Raw genomic sequence first — 22,588 nt, 5'->3', positions numbered from 1 at the left:
GAACAATTTTATTTATATATTTATCTTTCATAATCACTACTTATTCTTCATACTTTTTATAAATTTCCTCAATTCCGTACTTTTTAAACAAAGCTGATAATTTTCTTCTTAGTTTCATAGTCGGCATAAATTTAGAATTTTCTCAACGATTTATAGTTTCAAATGTAACTGATAATTTATCTGCTAATTCTTGCTGAGTAAGCATCATTTTATTTCGTAAATTTTTAACCATTAAAGCATAATCCATACTAACTCCATCTTTATGATTTAATTATATCATTAATATGACACTTTAGAGTTAACTAGTTCTTATTTTGCTAGAATTTAACATATAAACTAACTATTTTTGCTTCAATAACTAAAAAAGTTATTTTTTTGCTAATAATAGTAGAGTTTTTACAATTATTTAGCATTATAAAGTATAATTTAAGATATGATTGAACTAAAAGTAGAATATAAAGAGAGGATTGATAAATACATCTCCGCAAACACAGAAATTTCACGTAATGATGCTCGTTTACTAATTGAAGAAAATGCAGTTTACGTTAATGGTAAAGTTGTTATGAAACCGAAATTTATTGTACAAGAGGGTCAAAAAATTTTCATCGAGCGTGTAATTGATAAAGAAGTAAATATTGAGCCTGAAGAAATGGAACTTAATATTTTATATGAGGATGAACATTTATGTGTTTTAGATAAGCCAAGTGGACAAATAGTGCACCCAGCACCAGGACACTATAGTGGGACATTAGTAAATGGGCTACTTTATCATTTTAAAAATAATTTATCAAACGAAAATGGTCTCTTAAGACCTGGAATTGTTCATAGAATTGATAAAGATACAAGTGGTTTATTAATCATTGCTAAAAACAACGAAGTGCATAAATTACTAGCTGAAATGTTTGCAAAACATGATGTAAAACGTTCATATGTAGCAATATGTGATGGAGTAATAGAACACAGTCTTCTTAAGTTAAATTTACCAATTGGTCGTAGTGTCAAAGATCGTCAAAAAATGACAGTTACAAACCAAAATTCTAAAGAAGCTATTACTTATGTGCATATGCTAAAAACATTCTATTTAGATCATTTACCTAAATCACTTGTTAAATGTGAACTAGAAACTGGTCGTACTCACCAAATTCGAGTTCATTTAGAATATATAGGAAATCCAATTTATGGAGATCCAATTTATAACAAGGCCGTGGATGAATTTGGACAAAGGCTACATGCTTATAAAATTGACTTTGTGCATCCAATTACAAAAGAAAGAATTATTTTAACTAGCAAGCCACCTAAATACTTTGATGTGGCTGATTATAATTTTGATGAATTACTATCACAAAACTAGAAAGGAATCGCATGTTAAAAAGATCTGAATATTCGAAATTTAATTCTGTGCCAGAGTTATGAAAACACGAAAAAGATACATTTAGATTTTGAATTGTTGGCTTACTTGTATCATTTATTCTTTTGATTTTTATTAATATTTTAATATCAATCTTTTCAGGTATTAGAATAGCAGAACAATTAGAACCATTAGTTCAAGAAGGAATTAAAAAATTTAACTTCAATGAACAGCAGGCAGCTACTTTTAGAAATAATGTATTAATTGAAGCTGTTGTACGTTATATTATTCAATATATCGTTTTATTTGGGATTTATGGATTCGCTTTACATCGTTATGTATCATCATTAATTAAATCATATAAAGCACAAGATTTTTCATTATTAAGTCGTGGTGTATTTATGTTCGCTTTCTTTATTGGTATTTGATCACTTATGAATATTATTGTGCTTCTAACTAGAGATTCAAGTGATATAGCAGGAGCAAACTGACAATACAAAGTAATTTTTGCTCTTAATATAATTGCTTTAGCTGTGGCCATTGTTAACTGACTATTATTTAGCAATAATGTTAAAGCCATTTATGTCGCATTTGCTACTATCAGATTTAATGAACAAATGCTAGAAATGCAACAAAAATTTAATGAAATGGTTCAAAATGGCCAAAATCCATTTGCTCCATTCGCGCAAGGTATGCCACAAGTGAATTTAAACAATGAGCAACCAAATGATAATCTTCAAAATAATACTCAGGCAACCACCTCGCAAACTGAACAAGAATTAGAAAATAAAAAAGAAAAAGCCGAGTTAAACAAATTATTAAGTTTGCCAAATGAACAACTATTTTCGATTGCTAAAAAGCTAAAAATATTCGGTTATGAAACTATGGAACGTGAAGAATTAGCTCAAACTATTATCAATACTCTTAAAGTAACTAATAAAGATAAATAGCCATTAGGCTATTTTTATTTTAAAATGAAATAAACCTATGCACTCATAGAATTAGCGACTAATTTAGCTATTTGAATATTGAAAATGTAAATAACTAAATTGTGGAATAAATATGAAATTTAAATATGAATTCAACAATTTGTTAACATTGTTTTTTTTTTTTTTTTTGAAATAATTATTGTGTTAACAATAAATATATAATTTCGGTTTGAGTTAGAGTTGCTAAATGTTAGGATATTCGTGATCTTATCACTGAGGAATTAACTCAATTAAGAGAAAAATGTTGTACTCTAGGTACTAGAGGTGTTACAACCATCTTTCTTAGTAATTGAAAAATGTAAAAGGTTACTTACATTAAGTAACGTAGCTTTTAGAGATGGTATTATAGATAGATTTATACGTTTAGGCTTTAGTTTATCATACAAAATACTTAATGCTGTAGGTTTTGGTATTTCACAAAGAAAAGAAATTGTTTTCTTTGTTGCTGTAGGAAATGATAGGGATATCAGCTATCGAACAAATGAGTCAAATTGTTAGGAAGAAATTGATTTTTCTAACATCATATAATTTTTTACCACATTACTACCTCAAACAGGTTTTGTTTCGAAAAATTAGGAGTATTTTTTGTTAAGGTAAAATAAAGTTAAATTGTGTAAATCAATATTAGAGGTAAAACATGGATAATACAAATATTAAAATTGATGAAAAATCATCAGAGAAAAAGTCTTTACAAGGGTTAAATAACAAAGAAATGGATAGTTCGAGTGTTGATACAGAAATCAAGCTTACTCCTGAATGGTTTAAAGCTCATTCCAATGAGTTTGAGGGTATACGTGACGAGGCAAAAAGCCATTATAAAGATTTCAAAAGTAAGTTTGCACCTGAAGTTTTATCTACATTAAGTGGTGAAGAGTTACTCATCAAAATGTTCTATAGTCGAGATTATAACAATGACAATCTTTGCTATTATTTGGAGCACGGTTGAAATGATAGTGAGTTGTTTGGTGAAATTAAAGGTAGGTCGGCACTCAATTTTAACCTTTACTATGAAAGAGGAAAATCTTCTTGGAAGACAGGATCGCCTAGATACCCTAAACTTATTTCTTCGAAAGAAGCTATTGCATTGGGAACTAAGATAAGAGATGCAATTGTCAAGGGTGCAGAAATTATTAAAGCTAACAGAGATATTAGTGATGCAGAAGGATATAATAAACTTTATTCTCAGCTTTCTACAACTATAGGAAAATATGTCAACTTAATGTTTGTTCTAAAATACTACCATTTGCTTTTCCCTGATATGTTTGCTACGTTTTATAATGAAGATTGGCAATATCATGTATTAAACAAAATTGATATCGAACCTTTCAATAGCCGCTTTGTAAGAATGGGGCAAATCAGCTTGTTTGCTAAAGAATGCGATATTGAAAATGTTGTATTTGGTCAAATTATTAATAAGTACTATCCCTTTATAAAGGATAAGAAAAAAGAAGGAAAAGTTAAAGGTATTAGTAATAAAACTTCCAATACAGAATTACAAACATTATCTCCTAGACAAAAGAAAGTAATGCCTTTGAATTTCATTCTTTATGGTGCTCCTGGTACAGGTAAAACATATGCTACTGCAGAATACGCTATGGTAATTATTGAAAACTGTAAGGTTGATTTGAGTCAAAAGACAAGCGAACAGCGTGCTGCATTAATGGCTAAATATATAGAAGCGACTAAAGCTGGTAGAATTACGTTCACAACATTCCATCAAAGTTACGGTTACGAGGATTTCGTTCAGGGATTAAGACCTGACACAAAACAAGGTGGTTTTAACTTTGTATCTGTTGATGGTGTATTTAAGAAAATAGCAGATGAGGCAATTAAACACAGAGACCAAAACTATGTTATTATCATTGACGAAATTAACCGCGCAAATATTTCAAAGGTTTTTGGTGAGCTTATCACATTGATTGAAGGAGATAAACGTTGAGGTGAAATCAACGCTCTTAGTGTAACTTTACCTTCAGGTGAGCATTTTAAAGTACCTAACAATCTTTTTATTGTAGGTACTATGAACTCTGCTGATAAGTCTATCTCCCTAATTGATGCTGCGCTGCGTAGAAGATTTGATTTCATTGAAGTTGTACCTAATGCAGATATCGTAGAGAATACAACTTTAAAAATAGTTCTTACTAGATTGAATGATGAACTTTATAAGGAATTAGATAGCACTGACCTTTTAGTAGGACACGCATATTTTATAGGCAAAACTGAAGAAGACCTTTGTGATATTATGAATCACAGCATTATTCCTTTGCTTTATGAATATTTCTACGATAATACTAACAAGGTTAAAAACATACTTGATAAAACAATAGCAGGTTATAACTTTCAAGTAAGTCCTGCAAAAGTTGGAAGATTAAGACTGGGGAAAAAGTAAAGTTATGATTAAAAACGTCTTTGAAGAAAAAACAATAAAAAATTCTAAGCTACCAGAAGCATGGCGAAGTCAGCCTGCTCTAGACGATTTGGCGGAGTTTTTGCAGCTTAATTGGGAACAAAGAGCAGTATTCTATGAAGACGGGAAAATCGATACTAAACAACAATTCTTAACTTTTCTAGGTCAAAAAGCATTAAGAACAAACAATTACATAGGCACAATTGTTTTCAAAGGTGAACAGTTGAATATCTTTCCAAAGATGTTTAGATTGGATTCTACCGATGATGATGTGTCTGAATTGGACTTAAAACATTTAATGCACAATCTTATACAATGACTCGATTATTGCACTAAAATTGATTATCCGTATATGGGTATAACTAGTGATTTAAATGAATCTGCAGATTTAAGAGAGTTGTTTATCACACTTTATATAAGATATGTAAAAAACGCTTTAGACCGAAGTTTGTTTTATAAATACGAGGAAGAAACTGAAGATCGCAGCGTAATTAAAGGAAAGGTTGATTTGAGAGATTTTTTCTCAAGGAAGTTTCCCAATGGCCAATTAGATAAATTCCGTTGTATATATTCTAACTTTGATTTTGACAACACACTAAACCGAATAATCAAGTTTACTTGTAAGAGCCTTTTGAATGTGACTTCAAAGCAGAATCAAAAGCATATCCGAAATATTCTTACGAAACTTAATGAAGTATCTGACGTCAGATGCACACCGCGTGATTGCGATAGAATTAGGTTGAGTAAATTGAATAAACACTATAGTATTGTTCTAAGTATGAGTAAGATGTTCTTGCTTAATAAAACTTCTACATATAATGTGGATAAGACTGAATCATTTTGTTTCTTGTTCCCAACGGAAGTTTTATTCGAAGGATTTATTGGTGGCTTTATGCAAAGTATACTTAAAGGCAATGCAAAGGTTAAAATCCAAGCGAGTGATAAAACGGTGTTTAGTGATGTCATTTACGCAGGACAGTCTCTTGGTAGAACTATGCGTATGAAACACGATATCCTTGTCGAACACAAAGAGAAAGGTTTATTTATCCTTGATACTAAGTATAAAAAGGTTAACCGATTCGATGGTAATGATGATATTAGAGCAGTTGTTAATGGTGAAGTCAATGCAAATGATATATACCAGGTATTAACCTATGCTAGAACAAGACAAGTTAAGGATGTATATTTACTTTATCCATTATTTAGATATGAGGATATTGAACCGCATAATCCTATAGCAATTAATAAAACAACATCAGGTACAGACCCAATAAATGTTCATCTAGTAAGACTTCCTTTTGTCTTTGAGGATGATATAGAAGAAACAAAAAATAAACTCTCAAAAGTAATTCTAGACATTTTTGATTAAGGAGTAACTAGATAGTTAGTTAACTCAAATCAAAAACTACATGTATACAATATGCGATTAACCTTAAATGCTTAATGTATAGAAAGAAACTTTTACAATAATAAACAAAACAAGCCTATCTAGGAGTAAATCTTAGGTAGGCTTTTCTACGTCCAAAGTATTAAATGCTAACCTGTAAAAGTTATTTGCGAGAATAAAAATTAGTTTTATAAAAGTAAAACAAAAAACCTGCACCACAAGGATACAGGATTTTTGCACACAAACTTCTAATCGAAGCTTATGTAGTGAAAATAAGAATTTAACGATTATATATATTTTATTTAATTTTTTTATTTTTTTATTTTAATTTTTATTGTCCAACAGATGGCTGATTGGACCGATTATCTGCTGGAACGTCTGTTGAATCGTTAACTATAGGATTAATTGGTTTAATGAATTTATGTAAAGGAATTCTTACAAGGAAGGTTCTCAATCAGCCTGAGTTTAAAGCTTGTAATGGGATATACACAGCTTCTCTGTCACCTTTAATTTCTTGTAATCAGAAGTCTTCTCTGACATCTTCTAATGATTGAAGTTTTAAGTTATAACCATCACTTCTAATTGCAGGGATTGTTGTTCCGTTTGCAAATCTTTCAGGTGAACTGAAAATTGGATATGATAGGAATACACCAGTACGACCTGAATTAGAAGCATTATTAACATTAAATCTGCCATCGTACTTATTGATGTAGTTTCTTAAAATAAGTCTTAATTGATTACTTGGATCTTGGCTTGATAGTCATTTTCTTACTTCTTCTTCTTCCACTGTAGAAGTTCCGTTAACTGTAGCTTTATTAGTTAAAACAACTCTACCAATTCTGCTTTTAATAGCTGAAAGGTCAAATGGAATTTCAGGACCATTATAATAAATTACATCATTTAAATATTCATTTGTTAATTTAACATTTTTTTCGTTTACTGGTCTACCTGGAATTGTTGTGAAATATAATGAAGGATATCTTAATTGTTCATTGCTCTCTGTATTTCTTAAAACACTTAAGTCAAATGAAACTTTTGGTGTTTGTCCTTCAGCTAATGTATAACCATCTTTAGCTTTAACTGTGAATGTAACAACTGGTGTTGAGTATAGATTTCTTTGTCTATTACGGTTATTGTTGTTGTCGTAGTAAACATGTTTAAATGAGAATTCAGGAGATACTAATTCAACATTGTTAATTATTTCTGAACCATATTGTTTGATCAATGTATCTACTAAACTAGATCAATTAGAAGTTGTGGCAAATCAAGTAGTTAATTTTTCTTTTAATTTTTTAATATTTTCTGCAACTTTTGTATTAGCCATTGCTAATTCATTAGAAATTACACCGTTACTAAAGTTTCTAATGTTTTCAACATCATCAGCTGTAAATTCGGTTGATATTGCAAAATCAGCAATAATGATTTTTGGTAAAAATTCATTTCAACGAAATACAACATTTTGTGGGTTTTTAAAGTAAGCTAATTTACTTTCGTTTGTTTCACCGTTTAATGATGCTGTTTGGTTTTTTAATTCTTTTTCTAATTTAGCTAATAACTCTAATGTAGTATCAATTGTAGCTTCTTCAGAAACAATTTTATCATCTGTTTCTTTTATAAAGTTCACAAGTTTTAGTGAATCTGATGTTCTTGCAGATGCTCAAACTCTTGGGTTTGTACTGCTGTTAATTGAAGAAACAACATTAGCATTAGCATAATCATAAGCTGGATAAATTACTAATAATTTATTAACAAGGTTATCGAAATCTTGTTTATTTGTAGCGTTATAGTAATTTCTTGGGTAATCTGTTCTAACTTTTAAAGCTTTTAATACTTCAGTTTTTAATGATTTTAGACTACTTAATAAAGTGTTAACTTTTACAACATTGTTTACACTTTGTTCATTATTAACATCTCCGCTTGTATCCACTGTAGCCATTAATTTAGCTTTTAATAAGTCAACCACTGGAACGCTTGCTTTATTTAATTCTGTTTTAATAGTTGAGATTAAACTAGCGTGATGTTCTATATTTGTTTTAGCATCTGTAACTTCTTGTGTTGATGTAAGTAAAGCGTTTTTTAACAAGATAACATTAGCTAATGTGCTTGATAATGTATCACCTACAACTTTTAATTTACTATCAGCTAATGCATTTTCAGCGTTTGTAACTGCTGAATTATATTTATTTTTAATAGTATCAAATACTGTTTCAGCTTCATTTTTTAATTGTTTTGCTGAATTTAAAGACTGATTAAGTAAAGCAACTTGTTCATTTAATTTTGTAGAATCTTCAACAAATGTTTGAACTCTTGATGTAGATGTTAATGCATTTAATTGGTTTTTAAGCCCATTTTTTGCAGCCATTGATAGATTGTTGTATCCATCAATAAAAACTCTAGCTTCAGTTTTAGCTTTACTTAATTCAGCTGAATTAGTTGATGAAGAATTATTTTCTCCACAACTTGCAGCAACTAGTGTTGGAATAACTGCTAATGAAACACCAGCAGATAATACTAGTCTGAATCTTTTACTTTTCATAATTTAATATTCCTTTATATGAGAATGGAAGGATAATCAATAATAAAAATTCCTTTGTACATATATAGTACTATATATTTTATTATTTTAATCATTCAAAATAAATGTGGTTGCTCATTAATTAGTATTTATTCATTTATACTATCTTACAATATTTTAAGAAAAACTAAAATAATGTAATAATGTGGAAATAATGATAAGCAAAATTTGTCCGTATGTATATTTATAATTATATATTAATAATAAATTTAACAAAAACCTGCACAAAAAAATCAATTCAGGTTTTTCATAATTTGTTTATTAATAATTATTTGAATCTAATTAAACTAAACTGTGGATAAAATCAAAATTATTATTTAGGTTTGTTCAATATTCATAATAAGTCGACTTTGCTGAACTTATATTTCATAAAAGAATTTAAGTGAGATTTAACACTTAAATAGTTATCAGGCTTTTGATTTGTTAATTATTCAAAAGTGTAAATTTTACATTAGATTTTTTTGAGTAAATAAAACATTTAATCTGAATACACAAACTTTTTAATTAAAAATTTATTTTCATATAATTTTTTATATGGATAGATATGAAAACAAAATCAAACAAATTTGAAAAATAGAAAGAAATAAATTAAAAGATGAAATAAAGCGAAATGGTTTACCTGATTGATTGGAATTTAAGATACAAAAAACTGTTTCTAGAATGAATTTAGATAAAAAGTACATAAATATCATTAAAACATCGATACTAAAGGATGATTTATTACTATCATTTTTTATGAAAGATCCTAAAAGACAAAATATTTATGAAAATATATTTAAGGATGAATTAATAAAAGAAGGTTTAGATATTCAAAAATTACCTCAAAATGGGTCAAAAGCATTTTATCTGTTAAATGATGAAGTTGTATCAAATCCTGTCAATAAACCTAAAGAACTAAAATCTTTAGATTTTGTAATAAATAAAAATGGTAGACAAATTTACGTTGTTAATAAATATACAAATGAACCTGGTGGAGCTCAAGACGACCAATATAATGATGTTATTACTCAACTTAAAAATTTAGGCGATAATACATGCGATAAAGTTTTATTCTGTTTAGACGGTAATTATTATACGGATGATAAAATATCAAAATTACGTGAAATAAATTATAAAGCGCATATTATCAATATCGAGCAATTAATTAAGCGTAAAAAAGAACTATAAAATTGAATTAATAATTCTTCTAATAGTTTTAAAATCTAATCTTTTACGATAATTACCAGTTTCTAAAACACCTTTAAATGCACTTCATAAATAGTCACAATTATTTTCTCTTAGTTGTAAAATTTTATGATTCAATTTGCCTATGAATTCACTATCAACAATTTTGTTTTCAACCAATAATTTCACTTTATGTCTATCGCTTTTTTTGATTTCTGAATCTGATTTTCAAGAAGAATCATAAAATTTAATATTGTCTTTATTTTTAGTATTATCACCAGTGTTGATACATAAATTTCCTAAAATTTCATTGAATTTAACATTAAAGTTATTATTTGGTTTTAATATTTCTTTTTCTTTATTTAGAAGATTTTCATAACTATCAATAAGAGTATTGTTTTCATAAATTATAAAATCATTTCCGTTTTTTAGATTATCAAAATAAGCTAATGCAACAGGGTGTTCGGTGTCACTGAAATTATTTTTATCAGGTAATAATTGAAAAATCAATAATTTTTCAATTATTTTTTTATCTTCTTTTCTGTTGCTGCTAATTAAAGTGGTAGGTATGATTGCGATAGTGAATCTAACATTTTTTACACATCTATCTAGCGACAATTTGTATAAATCATCATAGTTTTTAAATTCAATATTTAAACCCATTCTTTTGGCTGAATGTTTTGATAAATAAGGTGGATTGGTTACAACTAAATCAAAATTTTGATAGTTTCAATTGTTAATACTATCATTTTGTAATACATTAGCATTTTTAGGTTCTATATCATATGATTGATATTTTAAGTTGGGATTATATTCTTGTAAAAAGGTTATTAAATTATTAGCTCCTGCAAATGGTTCAAGAATATTTTTATTTCACAAATTGTGCTGCTTCATAAAACTCTCAAAAACAGTATTGTTTTTGAACACATTTTTTTCTGTAAAAAATTGACCATTAATAATTTTATTCATACAATTCCTTTTTACTATTTAGTAATCATATTATAGCAATTTAGTGGTTAGATTTTGTAGGTTTTTTTGTCGGTTTATACCAAACGACTATGATAAATTCAAATTCAAGAAAATAGTATTAATATTGAATTTTGTGTTACATAAAAAATGAACCCTATCCTTTGAAAAAATAAGGAATATGGGTTCATTTTATTAATAGATTATTAGTTTCCTTCAAACTGCTCAACCATTTTTTGAGCATCATCAAGAGTAACGGTGAAGAAGCTGGTCACCCCTCTTCTTTGCATTGTCGCACCAAATAAAGCATCCACATTTGACATTGTTCCTACACGGTGTGTAATAACAATAAATTGTGTTTGTTTTTTAAGTTCTTGTAAATATTCTGCATAACGCACAACATTTGATTCATCTAGTGCAGCTTCTACCTCATCCAAAATACATAAAGGAAGTGGTCTAGCACGTAAAATAGCAAATAGAAGTGAGATAGCAATTAGTGATTTTTCACCACCTGAGAATAAACGTAAGTTCTTAACTGTTTTTCCAGGAGGTTGTGCGAAAATACCAATTCCACTTTCAAGTACATTTTTAGGGTCTAAAAATCTAACTTCAGCGTATCCTCCACCAAACATTGATGAAAATACTTTGTGCATTTCGCTGTTTACGTCAGCAACAATTTTTTCTAAACGAGTAACAATAACTTTATCAAATTCAGCGATAGCTTCAACGATTCTAACTTTAGCTTCAATTAACTCTTCATAGTAAGTGCTGATTTGATTGTATTCTTCTTCTAATGTTTCTAATTCTTGAATAGATTCAAGGTTAACGTTTCCTAAAGCTTCAATTTCTTCCATTAATAACTCAATGATTTCTTTTGCAGCTTGCACTGACATTTCTAATTTGTGATTTTCGTAAGCAACTTCAAAAGTTAATTTGTAATGTTGAGTTAAACGGTCACGGCTTTTTTCTAATTGTTCTTTAGTTTTGTTGAATTTAACAAATTTATCTCTAAATGAGTTATCTAATTCCTTAGCTAATCCTTGTATTTGGATAAATTCAGCTTGATATTTATCAGCATCTGCTTTAGCTTGTGTTTTTAGTTCATCAAATGAATCTAAATCAAATTTAAGTGTGCTAATTTGTTTTTCTTGGTTAATAATTTCTTTGCTTAAAGCTTTAACTTCATAATCGATAGAAATTTCATCATTAGTTTGGTTTTTATCAAAACCAATGAATTCAAGTTTTAAATTTTCAATTTTAGTTTCATTATCACTAATTGAATATTTTAACTTGTTAGTTTGATCTTCGAAAATAGCGATTCTACTATTAACTTCGGCTTCATTAGTTTGTAAAAGAGAAATCTTTTTAGTTAATTCATCAATAATTAATTCTAAACCAGTAATTTCTTTTTTTAGTTGATCAATTTTGGTATCTAAATTTAAGGTATCGCCCCCTTTAATTGCACTACCACCTGTCATAACTCCACCGGTACGGACAATATCACCATCTAAAGTTACAATCATGTATTTTTTCTCAACTATATCTGCTATTTTATTAGCTGATTGAATGTTATCGACAACGATAATGTTTCCTAACATATATTTAGCTAAAATATCAAATTCAGCCTCAAAATCTACTAAAGTATTTGCAACACCAATAAATCCTGGGTGATTTCTAATTACAAATAAATAGTCATCTCTAACTGATTTTTCTTGAATTGAAGCAAGTGGGATAAATGTTGCTCTACCACCATTATTTGCTTTTAAAAATTCAATACATTTTACAGCTGTATCTGATTTATCAACAACAATGTGTTGCATAGCTGCACTTAAAATAACTTCCATAGCTTTTTCGTATTTTTCATCAACCCTAAATACTTCAGAAATTAAACCTCTATAACCTTTAAAAGCGTTTTTGTTTTGAACAATTGTTTTAACACCATCGTATAGGCTATTTTTATGTCTCTTTCTATCTTCCAATGTATTAAGATCATATACAAACTTATTTTTACGTTCAGTATAAGTTATTTTTTGTGAATTAAGTCTTGAAATTTCTTGTTTATTTTGGTTGTTTTGTGCTTTTAATTCATTTAATTTAGCAAAGTTTTCAGCATATGTTTCTTTTTGAGAATCAACACTTGATTGCAGTTCTCTAACTTGTTCTCACACTGCTCTTAAACGTTCTTTTTGGTCGACTTTAATTTCGCCACTTGCGATTAAGTTTCTACGTTCGGTTTTACTTGCGTATGTAACTTTTAATTGAGCAACACGAGCTGTTAAATCATCTGATTTAGCTTTAGTTTTACGGTATGAAGCTTCGTATTCAGAATATCTTTCGTTAGCGTTATCGATTTTAGCTTTTAAGTCTTCTAAACTTTTATCGTAGCTAACTTTAGTTTCTTCAACACCTTTTAATTGTTCTTCTAGTTGTGTGTAATCTAAAGTTAAAGCATTGATGTTGTAAGCTAAATATGAAATTTCAACTTCTTTTAGTTCCTCTTGTTTTTGCTTGAATTTTAAAGCTTTTTCAGCTTGTGTTCTTAACGGAACTAAACGTTTTTCCATTTCTTCGACTTTAATTCTAGTTTTATCTAAAGCTACTTCGGTTTGAGCTAAGTTTCTTTCGGCTTCAGTTTTATCTACTTTATATTTAGAAACTCCAGCTGCTTCTTCGAAAATTTGTCTTCTTTGCTCATCGTTTGATTCGGCAATATCACTAACAGTTCCTTGAGAAATAATAGCTAAAGAACTTTTACCAATACCACTTTGCATCGCGATTGCTTTAATATCTTTATGACGACATGGTTTTCCGTTTAAGTAGTAGTCGTTCATTCCTTTTCCGCGTTCTAAAACACGTGTAATAGAAATAGTATCAGGTTGATTTTCAATAGTTTTGTCTGAATTATCAAAAGTAAGTGTAACTTCAGCTTTATCCATTGGTTTTACAGTGGCTGAACCAGCAAAAATAACATCTTGCATGCTATCTCCACGTAATTCCTTTGAGCTTTGTTCACCAAGAACTCATCTAATGGCATCGTTAATGTTACTTTTTCCTGAACCATTTGGTCCAATAACACCAACTACGCCACCATCAAATCTTAAAATAACTGGATCAGCAAATGATTTAAATCCGTGTGCTTCAACTTTTATTAATTTCATAATCTATCCTTTAGTTTGCTTTTCAAGTGCAGCTTTTGCAGCGTTTAATTCTGCTTCTTTTTTATTAAGCCCATAACCTTCACCGAACACTTTATTTTCGTGAATTACCTTCGCTTTAAAGGTTCGATCAGGTAAAGATTCAACAACATATTGAATACTTTGCTTGCTAAAACCTTGGAAAAACTCTTGTAGTTCAGTTTTAGCATCTTTGTTATTTTCATTATGTTCTGCATCTATGATAGGAAAAACATATCTTTCAGCAAACTTTTTAGCTTGAGATATTCCTAAATCAGCATAAATTGCACCAATAACTGATTCAAAGATATCTGCTTGTACTTTTTGTGATTCTTTAACATCCTTTTCCATTTGACCAGGACCTGTTTTTAATATATCAACTAATCCTAATTCTTTGGAAATAGTACTTAAAGCTTCTGTACAGACAACTTTAGCTCTTAATCGTGTTTGAGCTCCAGAATCTAAATGCGAATATTTTGAATAAATATAAGCAGAGGTTAAAAATTGTAACACTGCATCGCCTAAAAATTCAAGCTTTTCGTAATCTCTACCATCAACTTTAGTTGGTGGTTTATTAGCCGATGAGTGAGTCAGAGCTTCAATATACAGCAATGATTTTTTGGGTTGCATTTCATGCAATTCAAAAAATTCATTTAGACTACTGATTTTCTGTATCTTGCTCATCAGAGTGCATTTCCTCTCTTAATTTAGTTAACAAGTCTTTTTCTAAAGCTTCATGTAATGAAGCTAAAGCACTTTGGTAAGCAATTTGATCACTTGAACCGTGTGCTTTTAGTGCTAAACCATTAATACCAATAACTCACGCACACCCTACATTACGATAATCAAGCACTTTAGCAGTTTCTTTAAAAGCTGGTTTTAACATTTTCGCAGCCACTTTACGCATAAAGCTTTTGTAAATGTTTTCTTTTAGTAAGTCCATAAAGGTAAAAATTGCACCTTCATAACTTTTTAATACTAAATTACCACCATATCCGTCAATTACAGCGACATCCACCAGACCTCTAAATAAGTCTCTAGTTTCACTAAAACCTACATAATTTAGGTCTTTTTCATCTTGTAATAAGTGATGTGCATCTTTAGTAAAATCATGTCCTTTATAATCTTCTGTACCAATATTTAATAAGGTAATTGAAGGATTTTTCTTGTTTAACATGATTTTAGAAAAAACATTTCCAAGTTTAGCTCATTCAACCAAAAACTCTGGTTTTACTACTAAATTCGCTCCAACATCCATAAATAAAAACTTGTTTCCATTAATTCCATTACATACTGGCATAAACGCTGGACGATTTACATTTTCTAATCTACCTAATAAAAGAGTTAAAGCAGTAATATATAACCCTGAATCACCACTACTTAAAATCGCATCAACTTCTTTTGCTTTTAACATTTTAACAGCTTCAATAAGTGATGTATTTTCTCTTAATGAACCTCTTAAATCTGATGTATTTGTAAACTTTAAGGTGTTTTCAATATATGAAACATTTTGTGGTAGGTTTTCTTTTAATTCTAAAACGCTAGTTAAATCACCTAGTAAAATAATTTGTAAATTTGGATGTTTTTTTGCATATGCAATTGCTGCTAATGTTGCAGCTTTTGGACCATTATCATTACCGTTTATATCAAAAGCTATTTTAAAATTCTTTGCCATTATTCAGCTCCTATTAAAAAGTGGTAGTTTGGTTGATTTCCTTCAATAATTTCAACCTCTACATCGTATTTACTTTCAATAAAGTTAGCTAATTCATTTGCATCTTGATTAGTTGCTTCATCTCCATAGTAAATACTAATTAATTCCACTTGTTTTTTAGCTAATTTACCAATTATATATTTAGCAGCTTCAATATAAGTCTTTTTAGCAGCAATGATTTTGCCATTTAAAATTGCTAAAAAGTCTCCGTTTTGAATTTCAATTCCATTAAGTTTAGTATCTCTAACTGCTCTAGTTACTTCACCAGTTGAAACATCTTTAATGCTTTCTTCCATCATTTCAATGTTATCATCAGGATCGGTTTGAGAGTTATAGTTTATTAAAGCTGTAACACCTTGAATTTGAGTTTTAGTAGGAATAACAATAACATTACTATCTCTGTATACTTGTGCAGCTTGTTGAGCGACTAAAATAACATTTGAGTTATTAGGAAGCACGAAAATATTTTCCGCATTAACTTCTTTAAATGCTGTAATTAAATCTTGCGCTGATGGGTTTTGAGATTGTCCGCTTTCAACAACGTAATCAGCACCATACTCTTTCATTTTAGCAATAATCCCACTACCTAGATTACATGATACTATTCCACAAACTTTACGTTCTTTATTTGGATTTAGTTCATTTAATCTTTGACTATTAGCTTTTGAATTATTAGCCTGTAAAGTCATATTTTCAGATTTAATTTTGATAAATTCCCCAAAGTTTTGTGCAAAGTTTAATAAATCCCCAGGTTTAGTAGTGTGTCCGTGCACTTTTAATAAGTTTTCATCAACTACTATAACTAGTGATGAAGCTTGTTGAGTTAATTCTTCTTGAAAAAGTTCTTTATTAAATGCATTTGGGTAGTTTAAGTCAACCAAAACTTCAGTACAGTATCCAAATTCACCTTCATACACTTCACTATCACTTATGAAATTTGAAATGTCATATGATTGTTCAGAAACTTCAACAGGTCTACCATTAAAGTACTCATTCATTCCTCATAAAATTGTGTATAAACCTTCACCACCAGAGTCAGTTACACCTACTTCTCTTAAAGTTTTTAGCTTATTAGGTGTTTCATCACAACTTTTACGAGCAAATTGTAATGTTTTATCGAAAAACTCAACTAATGTAACTTCTTTATCTTTAAAAGTTTCTGTTAGGTTTTCACTAATTTCTCTAATAACAGTAAGAATTGTTCCTTCAACAGGTTTAAATACTGCTTTATAAGCCCTATCTTTAGCTCCTTCAAAAGCATATAGCAACTCATTAATTGTTAAACTTTCAAGGTCTTCACAGTTTTTAGCAAAACCACGGAAGATTTGTGACAGAATAACACCAGAGTTTCCACGTGCTTCATAAATCATACTGTGAGCGATTAAATCAGTAACTTCACTCATTGTGTTACATTCGTTAGTGTTTAATGGACTAATAACTGCAGAAATAGTTGAAGCCATATTTGTTCCAGTATCTCCATCTGGAACTGGGAAAACATTGAGAGCATCAATTCTGTTTTTTGCATTTATTAATGCATTAGCACCTGAAATTACTGCTTTAGCAAATTCCTTAGCACTTAAGATCTTATTCATATATGACTCCTTTAATGAACACAATAAGTTTACTTAAGTTAAATTTTCTTTCCTTAAGCTGGAATAATAGTTGTTTGTGAATTTGTGTGATAATAAATTTTGCACTAACATCACCTAAAATGCTAATACATAATTTAATCACAATACCGTCACTAGTTTCTTCGATTTGTACCAAATCTAATCAGTTATCGGTTTCAGAAGCTTTATCATCAAACGATATAGGGTGAAAATTGTAAATACCTACTGTACCACTAATAACAGTCGCTAAAATTTCTTTAATTTCATTTGTATTCATACTGTTACCTCCACAAATTTACAATAGTATTTATATTTTACTAGATAATTAATTTAATTATTATAATTAATAATTATATAGTAATAAATGATAGTTTGTTGTGTTGTGGTTTTTGTTTGTATAATAAAAATATGGCAGAAACAATCCGTAAATGTGTGGTGCTAAAAATAGCCCAAATTGAAGAAAATACTTCAATTGTGACTTTTTTTGATGAAAATGGTACATTTTCCTTAAGAGCACTTGGTTTAAGTAAGATAAATTCAAAAAATAGAATGAATTTACAAATTGGTAATGTAGTTGAAATTGAATATTTTAAAGCTAGACTAATTGGTAGTTTAGGAAAATTAAAAAAGCCACTGCACTAGCAGTTTTAGACTATTCTATTCCAAATGTCGCAACTGCAATTTACAAAATTACAACTAATTTACTAAATATCAAAACTAAAAATCGTTTATATGATATGTTTATTCGTATTATGCCGTTTCTGAATGTTAAAAATGCTGAATTTATAGTTACATATTTTTACGCTCACAGCTTATATTATTATGGAATTAAGTTGCAATTAAAAAGCTGCGTAATTTGCCAAAACCCTAGTGGTTTATACACTTTTAGTCCAATTCACGGTGGCTTTTTATGTTATAAACATCCTAACTTTCAAGTATTAGAACAAAAATACATTTATGGATTTTACAATAGCTACTACAATCTCAAAATGTATGTTGATAACACTGATTTTGAAACTAATTATTTAATTCAAAAAACATATGTTGATTTAATTAGAGAAAGTGGTCAGAAAATTTAAAAAGACAGGATTATTGTTTTCCTGTCTTTTTCTTTTTACGCTTGGCACGTGCTTTTTTAGCTTTTGTGCCACGGATAATTTCGTTAAACATACGTGATTCTTCATTAAAATGTTTATCACCAATTCTAATGTAATCATTTAATGCTTTTTCGTTAATTAATTTATCCTGTCATAAAATTGTTAAGTAATATTCAATAATGCTATCATTAAAAAAGTACTGATATTCATTATACATTGTGATGATATTTCTAATTTCCTCGTAAATTAATTGTTTCAAACTTACTGGGTAATTCATGATTTTTGAATTAGTCGTAAATTCTTCACGATCAACAACTTGCAATTCACGATCTGGGTAACATTTGACATCTAGATCGTAATCGATGAATTTAATGGTATTGTCTTCAAATATTGGTTTTGAGGCAATATTTATATAATAGTAATTACCAATATCTTTTTTTAGGAGAATGATAGCATTATAAAACGATTCTTTTGGTATAAATCAAAGTGCATCTTCAGTATATTTTCAACCAGATGATTCAGAATCAGATTCGGACACTTTTGTTCCTTTTAAATATAGAACAATGTGTCTTTTATTGTGGAAAATTACTTTAGCTTCATTTCATTGCCTATATAAATAACCACTGTGCTTATAGGCTTGAATTGAAATCATGCTACCGACTTTGAGTTGAGAAAAATCTCACTCCATTCTCCCTCCTTACTTATCATTTTAATTTTACACTTATATAATATAAAGCGTTATAAATTGTCCAAATTCATACAAATATTTGAATGAATTAGACTTAAAACACTGGTTTTATAGGTTTAAAAGTTTACAAATATTTATAGATATAAAATTTATTAACTAAAACCTGTTTGCTTGTAATTTTTTATTAAAAATGTGAAAAATTAAACTATTAAAGCTATTTGCTTAATTAAAAACTAGAATTTTATAAAATTATAAAGTAGAACATTCTACATTTTATTTAGCACTTAGTGCTTACATGGAGGTATGTCATGTACAAATATTATGCAAAACTTTTATCAAGTGGTGAAGTGGTAGCACAAGCTCACACTTTAGAAGATCTTGAAGGAAAAATTAAAAGTTTCCGTAGAGGTCAAAAACACGGAGAACATACTCAAGGGAATGAAAAAATCGAAATCATTCATGTTGAGCAAAACCATTTAGAAGGTAAAAAAGCTTCTAAAGAGGTTAAGGTAAAAGTTGTATAACTCCATACTAAAAACGCCAGCGAGAGCTGACGTTTTTAATTATCAAATTTCAAAAATATCTTCTAAAGGTGTATACATTGGGTCATCTTTTGAAACTTTATAAAATTGTTGGAAATCTTTTAAGATTTTAAGTTGCAAATTAACTCTTTCTTTAGCTGGAGAATGAGGATCGGTTAAAAGTTTATTAATTGCAATTTCTTTTTTACTTTTACCTCTTTCACATCAAGCGTAGTTTCTAAAAAACTGGTCTGCATCGAAATCATCTTCAGTTTGAGCTGCAATAAGAGCACTAATAATTCCACCTTGATCAGCGATGTTTTCTGAAACGGTTAAACGACCATTAATTTTCCCAAATGGTGTTTTAAATCCGTCAAATAATTTCACCATTTGTTCTGTTTTTTGCTTAAATGCAGCATAATCTTCTTCAGTTCATCAGTTTACAAATTTTCCATTTTCATCAAATTGAGCACCATTATTATCAAAAGCGTGTGAAATTTCGTGTCCAATTGTCATACCTAAACCAGCATAATTTAAACTTGAATTACGATTAACATCAAAAAATGGAACTTGTAAATACCCAGCTGGAAACACAATTGAGTTGGCTAATGGATTAAAGTAAGCGTTCACTTCAAATGAATACATGCCTCAAAGTTTTCTATCAACTTGTTTTTTATATAGTGATTTAGTGTATTCTGAAATTACTAGTGAAAAGTGATTTAGGTTAGTTATGATATTTCCACCATCTTTATATGGAGTAGTTTTAAGTAAATAATTAACTGGTGAAATGTATTCTGGATAACCGATCATAGGTTTTATATTATCTAGTTTTTTGATTGCTTTTTCAACAGTCGATTTAGTCAATCAAGTGTTATTTTTTAATCTATCTTTATAAACATCAATAATTTTTTGAATCATTTTTTCAACTTCTTGACGTTCAAATTCAGTAAAGTTTTTTTCACCTCAATATAAGCTGAAAATATCTCCATAGCAAGATAATGCTTTTGAATAAGCCCATTTTTTAATAGTTAAAGGTTTTAATGCACCTGTAAATAATTGTTTAATTTTAAAGTATTCTAAACGAGTTTCAGGTGTTAAAATTGCTCCACAAGAAAGAATATGACGCATATACATTAAGTCTCTAAACTTTTCAAAATCTTCGTCATTAAATAATTTATCTAAATTCTCAAAATATTTAGGGTTTGTAATAATGTACTGGTCTAACTCTTGCTTAATTGTTTCAGTTGTTAAAGCAACTAAATCAAAAGTTTTGCTGAATTTTTGTACTTGCTCTTTAGTGTACACATTGTACATTTTTTCAACTTGCATTAATTCTTCACTACTTCAGTGGTATTCAACCACTTTTCTATCAAATTCTAGAGCGTTTTTAATAATCTTTTTAGCTTGTTCTTCTGTTTTACCAACTTGTTGCATATAGCTTAAAACTACACTTGAAATAGTTTTTAATAATTGATCTTTATTCTCTTGTTCGTAATATTCTTTAGATGGTAAAAGTAATGAATCTTCTGATATCCATAATGTATAAATATCATTTTCAACAAAATCTTCAGCAATTTCAAAATGAAAAGGTAAACAGCTAAATAAATCAGAATAATATTGATAATTATCATTAATATCTTTAAAATTTTTAATTGTTTCAATAATTTCCAATTCATTTAAAACAGGTGTTCAACCTAATTTTCTTTGTTGTTTAGTATTTAATAACATTTTGTAAAACATCACAAACTGTTTAATACCATCATTATCAGGCATTTTTTCTTTGTTAAATGCTCACCGATCAACTTGTTTTCTTAGTTTCTTTTCTAGTTCAATACCTAGTTCTGAATATGATGAAATTGAGCCTAAATGGTTTGGAATTTTCTTTTTCTTAATTCAGTGACCATTAACAGCTTCATAAAAGTCTTTTTTGATTAATTTTTCATTCATTTTAGCTCCAATTCTTAACGTAAATTTTATACTTTTATATAATATAAGTATATTATTTAAACTATAAAGGTAGATATGAATAACTTTCTTAGCTTAATCGAAAAACCTACCAGGGTTTTAGTTATTGATTGTGATGATTCTAGGATGCTAGAAGCTAGTATTTTTTTTAAAAATCACAAAAATATTTTATTAACATTGTTGTGTGATGATGAAAATCATACACACGAAAATCGCTTATTCATCAGTGAAAAAGAAAAACAAGCTCTTAAACAAGATTTTCTTTTAAGAAAGAAGAAAAAAGAAACTCTTGAGCAAGTTGATGCTTTGTTTAAAGATAAGCTTTATTCGGCAGCAATGTTAGTTGAACAAAATAAATTTGATGTTTTAGTAGCTGGTTTAGTGCATAATACAGCAAGTGTGCTTAGGTGTGCTCTGAAGTGTATAGGTGTAAAAAATGGTGTTAAAAGAATTTCTGGTAATGCAATTTTAACCAAAAATAAAGAGCAATTAATTTTTGCTGATGTTGCAGTTAATACCAAAGTTAATCAAGCAACTTTATTAGAAATTGCACAAAATGCTGCTTATTTTGCTAAAAGCTTAAATATTGAACCTAAAGTAGCATTTTTGAGTTATTCTACTAACTTAAGCGCACCAACTAAAGAGGCTTTAGCAATCAATAAAGTTGCTAAAAGATTTGCTAAAAAACATAATGATATTAAATCAATTGGCGAAATTCAATTTGATGCAGCAATTGATTTAGCAACTCAAAAACAAAAATTTAAAGTTGAAAATCCTGAAAAATATAATGTAATGGTTTTCCCTAACCTAGATTCAAGTAATATTTCTTATAAGGTTGCTGAAAGATTAGGGAATTATAAAATGAGTGGTCCATTTATTAGTGGATTAAACAAAGTTGTTAATGATCTATCTAGAGGTTCTTCGGTTGAAGGAATTATTGAAACTATAGTAATTTCAGCATTACAAGCACAAAAATAAGGGGAT

The 22,588-nt window shown here is 28.8% G+C and carries 20 protein-coding genes; 10 read left to right on the top strand and 10 right to left on the bottom strand.

What is annotated here, in order from left to right; genetic code table 4:
* Positions 1-40: 40 nt before the first annotated feature.
* Positions 41-247 (bottom strand): multiprotein-bridging factor 1 family protein, encoded by a 207-nt coding sequence (locus ACJA23_RS03370; protein WP_406613998.1) that lies wholly within the window; start codon positions 245-247, stop codon positions 41-43.
* 186 nt (positions 248-433) lie between these two features.
* Between ACJA23_RS03370 and ACJA23_RS03365 the strand changes: the two genes are divergently transcribed.
* The 5 genes from ACJA23_RS03365 to ACJA23_RS03345 all read left to right on the top strand — a co-directional run bounded on the left by ACJA23_RS03365 (position 434) and on the right by ACJA23_RS03345 (position 6,113).
* The gene (locus ACJA23_RS03365) at positions 434-1,351 is read left to right on the top strand and encodes an RluA family pseudouridine synthase (protein WP_406613996.1); all 918 of its coding nucleotides are present in this window, start codon (positions 434-436) and stop codon (positions 1,349-1,351) included.
* Positions 1,352-1,362: 11 nt separating this feature from the next.
* The gene (locus ACJA23_RS03360) at positions 1,363-2,298 is read left to right on the top strand and encodes a hypothetical protein (protein WP_406613994.1); all 936 of its coding nucleotides are present in this window, start codon (positions 1,363-1,365) and stop codon (positions 2,296-2,298) included.
* Positions 2,299-2,601: 303 nt separating this feature from the next.
* On the top strand, positions 2,602-2,835 hold the full coding sequence (locus ACJA23_RS03355) for a DNA cytosine methyltransferase (protein ID WP_406613992.1): 234 nt from the start codon (positions 2,602-2,604) through the stop codon (positions 2,833-2,835).
* Between the two features lie 139 nt (positions 2,836-2,974).
* Complete coding sequence (locus ACJA23_RS03350; protein WP_406613990.1) at positions 2,975-4,726, top strand: McrB family protein; 1,752 nt, start codon at positions 2,975-2,977, stop codon at positions 4,724-4,726.
* Between the two features lie 4 nt (positions 4,727-4,730).
* Complete coding sequence (locus tag ACJA23_RS03345; protein WP_406613988.1) at positions 4,731-6,113, top strand: McrC family protein; 1,383 nt, start codon at positions 4,731-4,733, stop codon at positions 6,111-6,113.
* A gap of 349 nt (positions 6,114-6,462) precedes the next feature.
* Here the strand turns inward: ACJA23_RS03345 and ACJA23_RS03340 are convergent, their stop codons facing one another.
* A complete protein-coding gene (locus ACJA23_RS03340) occupies positions 6,463-8,667 on the bottom strand; it encodes a hypothetical protein (RefSeq protein WP_406613986.1) in 2,205 nt (734 codons plus the stop codon).
* Between the two features lie 573 nt (positions 8,668-9,240).
* Between ACJA23_RS03340 and ACJA23_RS03335 the strand changes: the two genes are divergently transcribed.
* A complete protein-coding gene (locus tag ACJA23_RS03335) occupies positions 9,241-9,873 on the top strand; it encodes a hypothetical protein (protein WP_406613984.1) in 633 nt (210 codons plus the stop codon).
* Here ACJA23_RS03335 and ACJA23_RS03330 read toward each other — a convergent pair.
* From ACJA23_RS03330 to ACJA23_RS03305, 6 genes are all read right to left on the bottom strand, one after another.
* Positions 9,868-10,839: a hypothetical protein gene (locus ACJA23_RS03330; protein ID WP_406613982.1), complete on the bottom strand. Its 972-nt coding sequence runs from the start codon at positions 10,837-10,839 to the stop codon at positions 9,868-9,870. The two genes, ACJA23_RS03335 and ACJA23_RS03330, sit on opposite strands and share 6 nt — an antisense overlap.
* Before the next feature lie 203 nt (positions 10,840-11,042).
* Positions 11,043-13,994 (bottom strand): AAA family ATPase, encoded by a 2,952-nt coding sequence (locus ACJA23_RS03325; protein WP_406613980.1) that lies wholly within the window; start codon positions 13,992-13,994, stop codon positions 11,043-11,045.
* Positions 13,995-13,997: 3 nt separating this feature from the next.
* Positions 13,998-14,693 carry a ribonuclease III gene (rnc, locus tag ACJA23_RS03320; RefSeq protein WP_406613978.1) on the bottom strand — a complete coding sequence of 232 codons (696 nt, stop codon included), beginning with the start codon at positions 14,691-14,693 and terminating at the stop codon, positions 13,998-14,000.
* Complete coding sequence (plsX, locus tag ACJA23_RS03315) at positions 14,668-15,684, bottom strand: phosphate acyltransferase PlsX (RefSeq protein WP_406613976.1); 1,017 nt, start codon at positions 15,682-15,684, stop codon at positions 14,668-14,670. The genes rnc and plsX overlap by 26 nt, the downstream gene beginning before the upstream one ends.
* Complete coding sequence (locus tag ACJA23_RS03310) at positions 15,684-17,315, bottom strand: DAK2 domain-containing protein (RefSeq protein WP_406613974.1); 1,632 nt, start codon at positions 17,313-17,315, stop codon at positions 15,684-15,686. The genes plsX and ACJA23_RS03310 overlap by 1 nt, the downstream gene beginning before the upstream one ends.
* On the bottom strand, positions 17,308-17,610 hold the full coding sequence (locus ACJA23_RS03305) for a hypothetical protein (protein ID WP_406613972.1): 303 nt from the start codon (positions 17,608-17,610) through the stop codon (positions 17,308-17,310). Before ACJA23_RS03305 ends, ACJA23_RS03310 begins: the two co-directional genes overlap by 8 nt.
* A gap of 131 nt (positions 17,611-17,741) precedes the next feature.
* On the opposite strand from ACJA23_RS03305, the gene ACJA23_RS03300 reads away from it, so the two are divergent.
* Positions 17,742-17,975 (top strand): recombination protein O N-terminal domain-containing protein, encoded by a 234-nt coding sequence (locus ACJA23_RS03300; RefSeq protein ID WP_406613970.1) that lies wholly within the window; start codon positions 17,742-17,744, stop codon positions 17,973-17,975.
* Positions 17,954-18,412 carry a DNA repair protein RecO C-terminal domain-containing protein gene (locus tag ACJA23_RS03295; RefSeq protein WP_406614763.1) on the top strand — a complete coding sequence of 153 codons (459 nt, stop codon included), beginning with the start codon at positions 17,954-17,956 and terminating at the stop codon, positions 18,410-18,412. Before ACJA23_RS03300 ends, ACJA23_RS03295 begins: the two co-directional genes overlap by 22 nt.
* Before the next feature lie 10 nt (positions 18,413-18,422).
* Here ACJA23_RS03295 and ACJA23_RS03290 read toward each other — a convergent pair whose 3' ends face one another.
* Positions 18,423-19,118, bottom strand: a complete 696-nt coding sequence (locus ACJA23_RS03290; protein WP_406613968.1) for a DUF402 domain-containing protein — start codon at positions 19,116-19,118, stop codon at positions 18,423-18,425.
* A 308-nt stretch (positions 19,119-19,426) separates the two neighbouring features.
* Between ACJA23_RS03290 and ACJA23_RS03285 the strand changes: the two genes are divergently transcribed.
* Positions 19,427-19,642: an MAG6790 family protein gene (locus ACJA23_RS03285; RefSeq protein WP_406613966.1), complete on the top strand. Its 216-nt coding sequence runs from the start codon at positions 19,427-19,429 to the stop codon at positions 19,640-19,642.
* Between the two features lie 39 nt (positions 19,643-19,681).
* Here the strand turns inward: ACJA23_RS03285 and ACJA23_RS03280 are convergent, their stop codons facing one another.
* Complete coding sequence (locus ACJA23_RS03280; RefSeq protein ID WP_406613964.1) at positions 19,682-21,586, bottom strand: M13 family metallopeptidase; 1,905 nt, start codon at positions 21,584-21,586, stop codon at positions 19,682-19,684.
* A 75-nt stretch (positions 21,587-21,661) separates the two neighbouring features.
* Here ACJA23_RS03280 and ACJA23_RS03275 point away from each other — a divergent pair, with 75 nt between their 5' ends.
* Positions 21,662-22,582 carry a phosphate acyltransferase gene (locus tag ACJA23_RS03275; RefSeq protein WP_406613962.1) on the top strand — a complete coding sequence of 307 codons (921 nt, stop codon included), beginning with the start codon at positions 21,662-21,664 and terminating at the stop codon, positions 22,580-22,582.
* The last annotated feature ends 6 nt before the right edge of the window (positions 22,583-22,588 follow it).

This window comes from Mycoplasma corogypsi (assembly GCF_045276875.1).
Lineage (GTDB): Bacteria > Bacillota_I > Bacilli_A > Mycoplasmatales > Metamycoplasmataceae > Mycoplasmopsis > Mycoplasmopsis corogypsi.
Note: the sequence above shows the minus strand (reverse complement) of the source record. Positions and strands in the feature narration are given on the sequence as shown.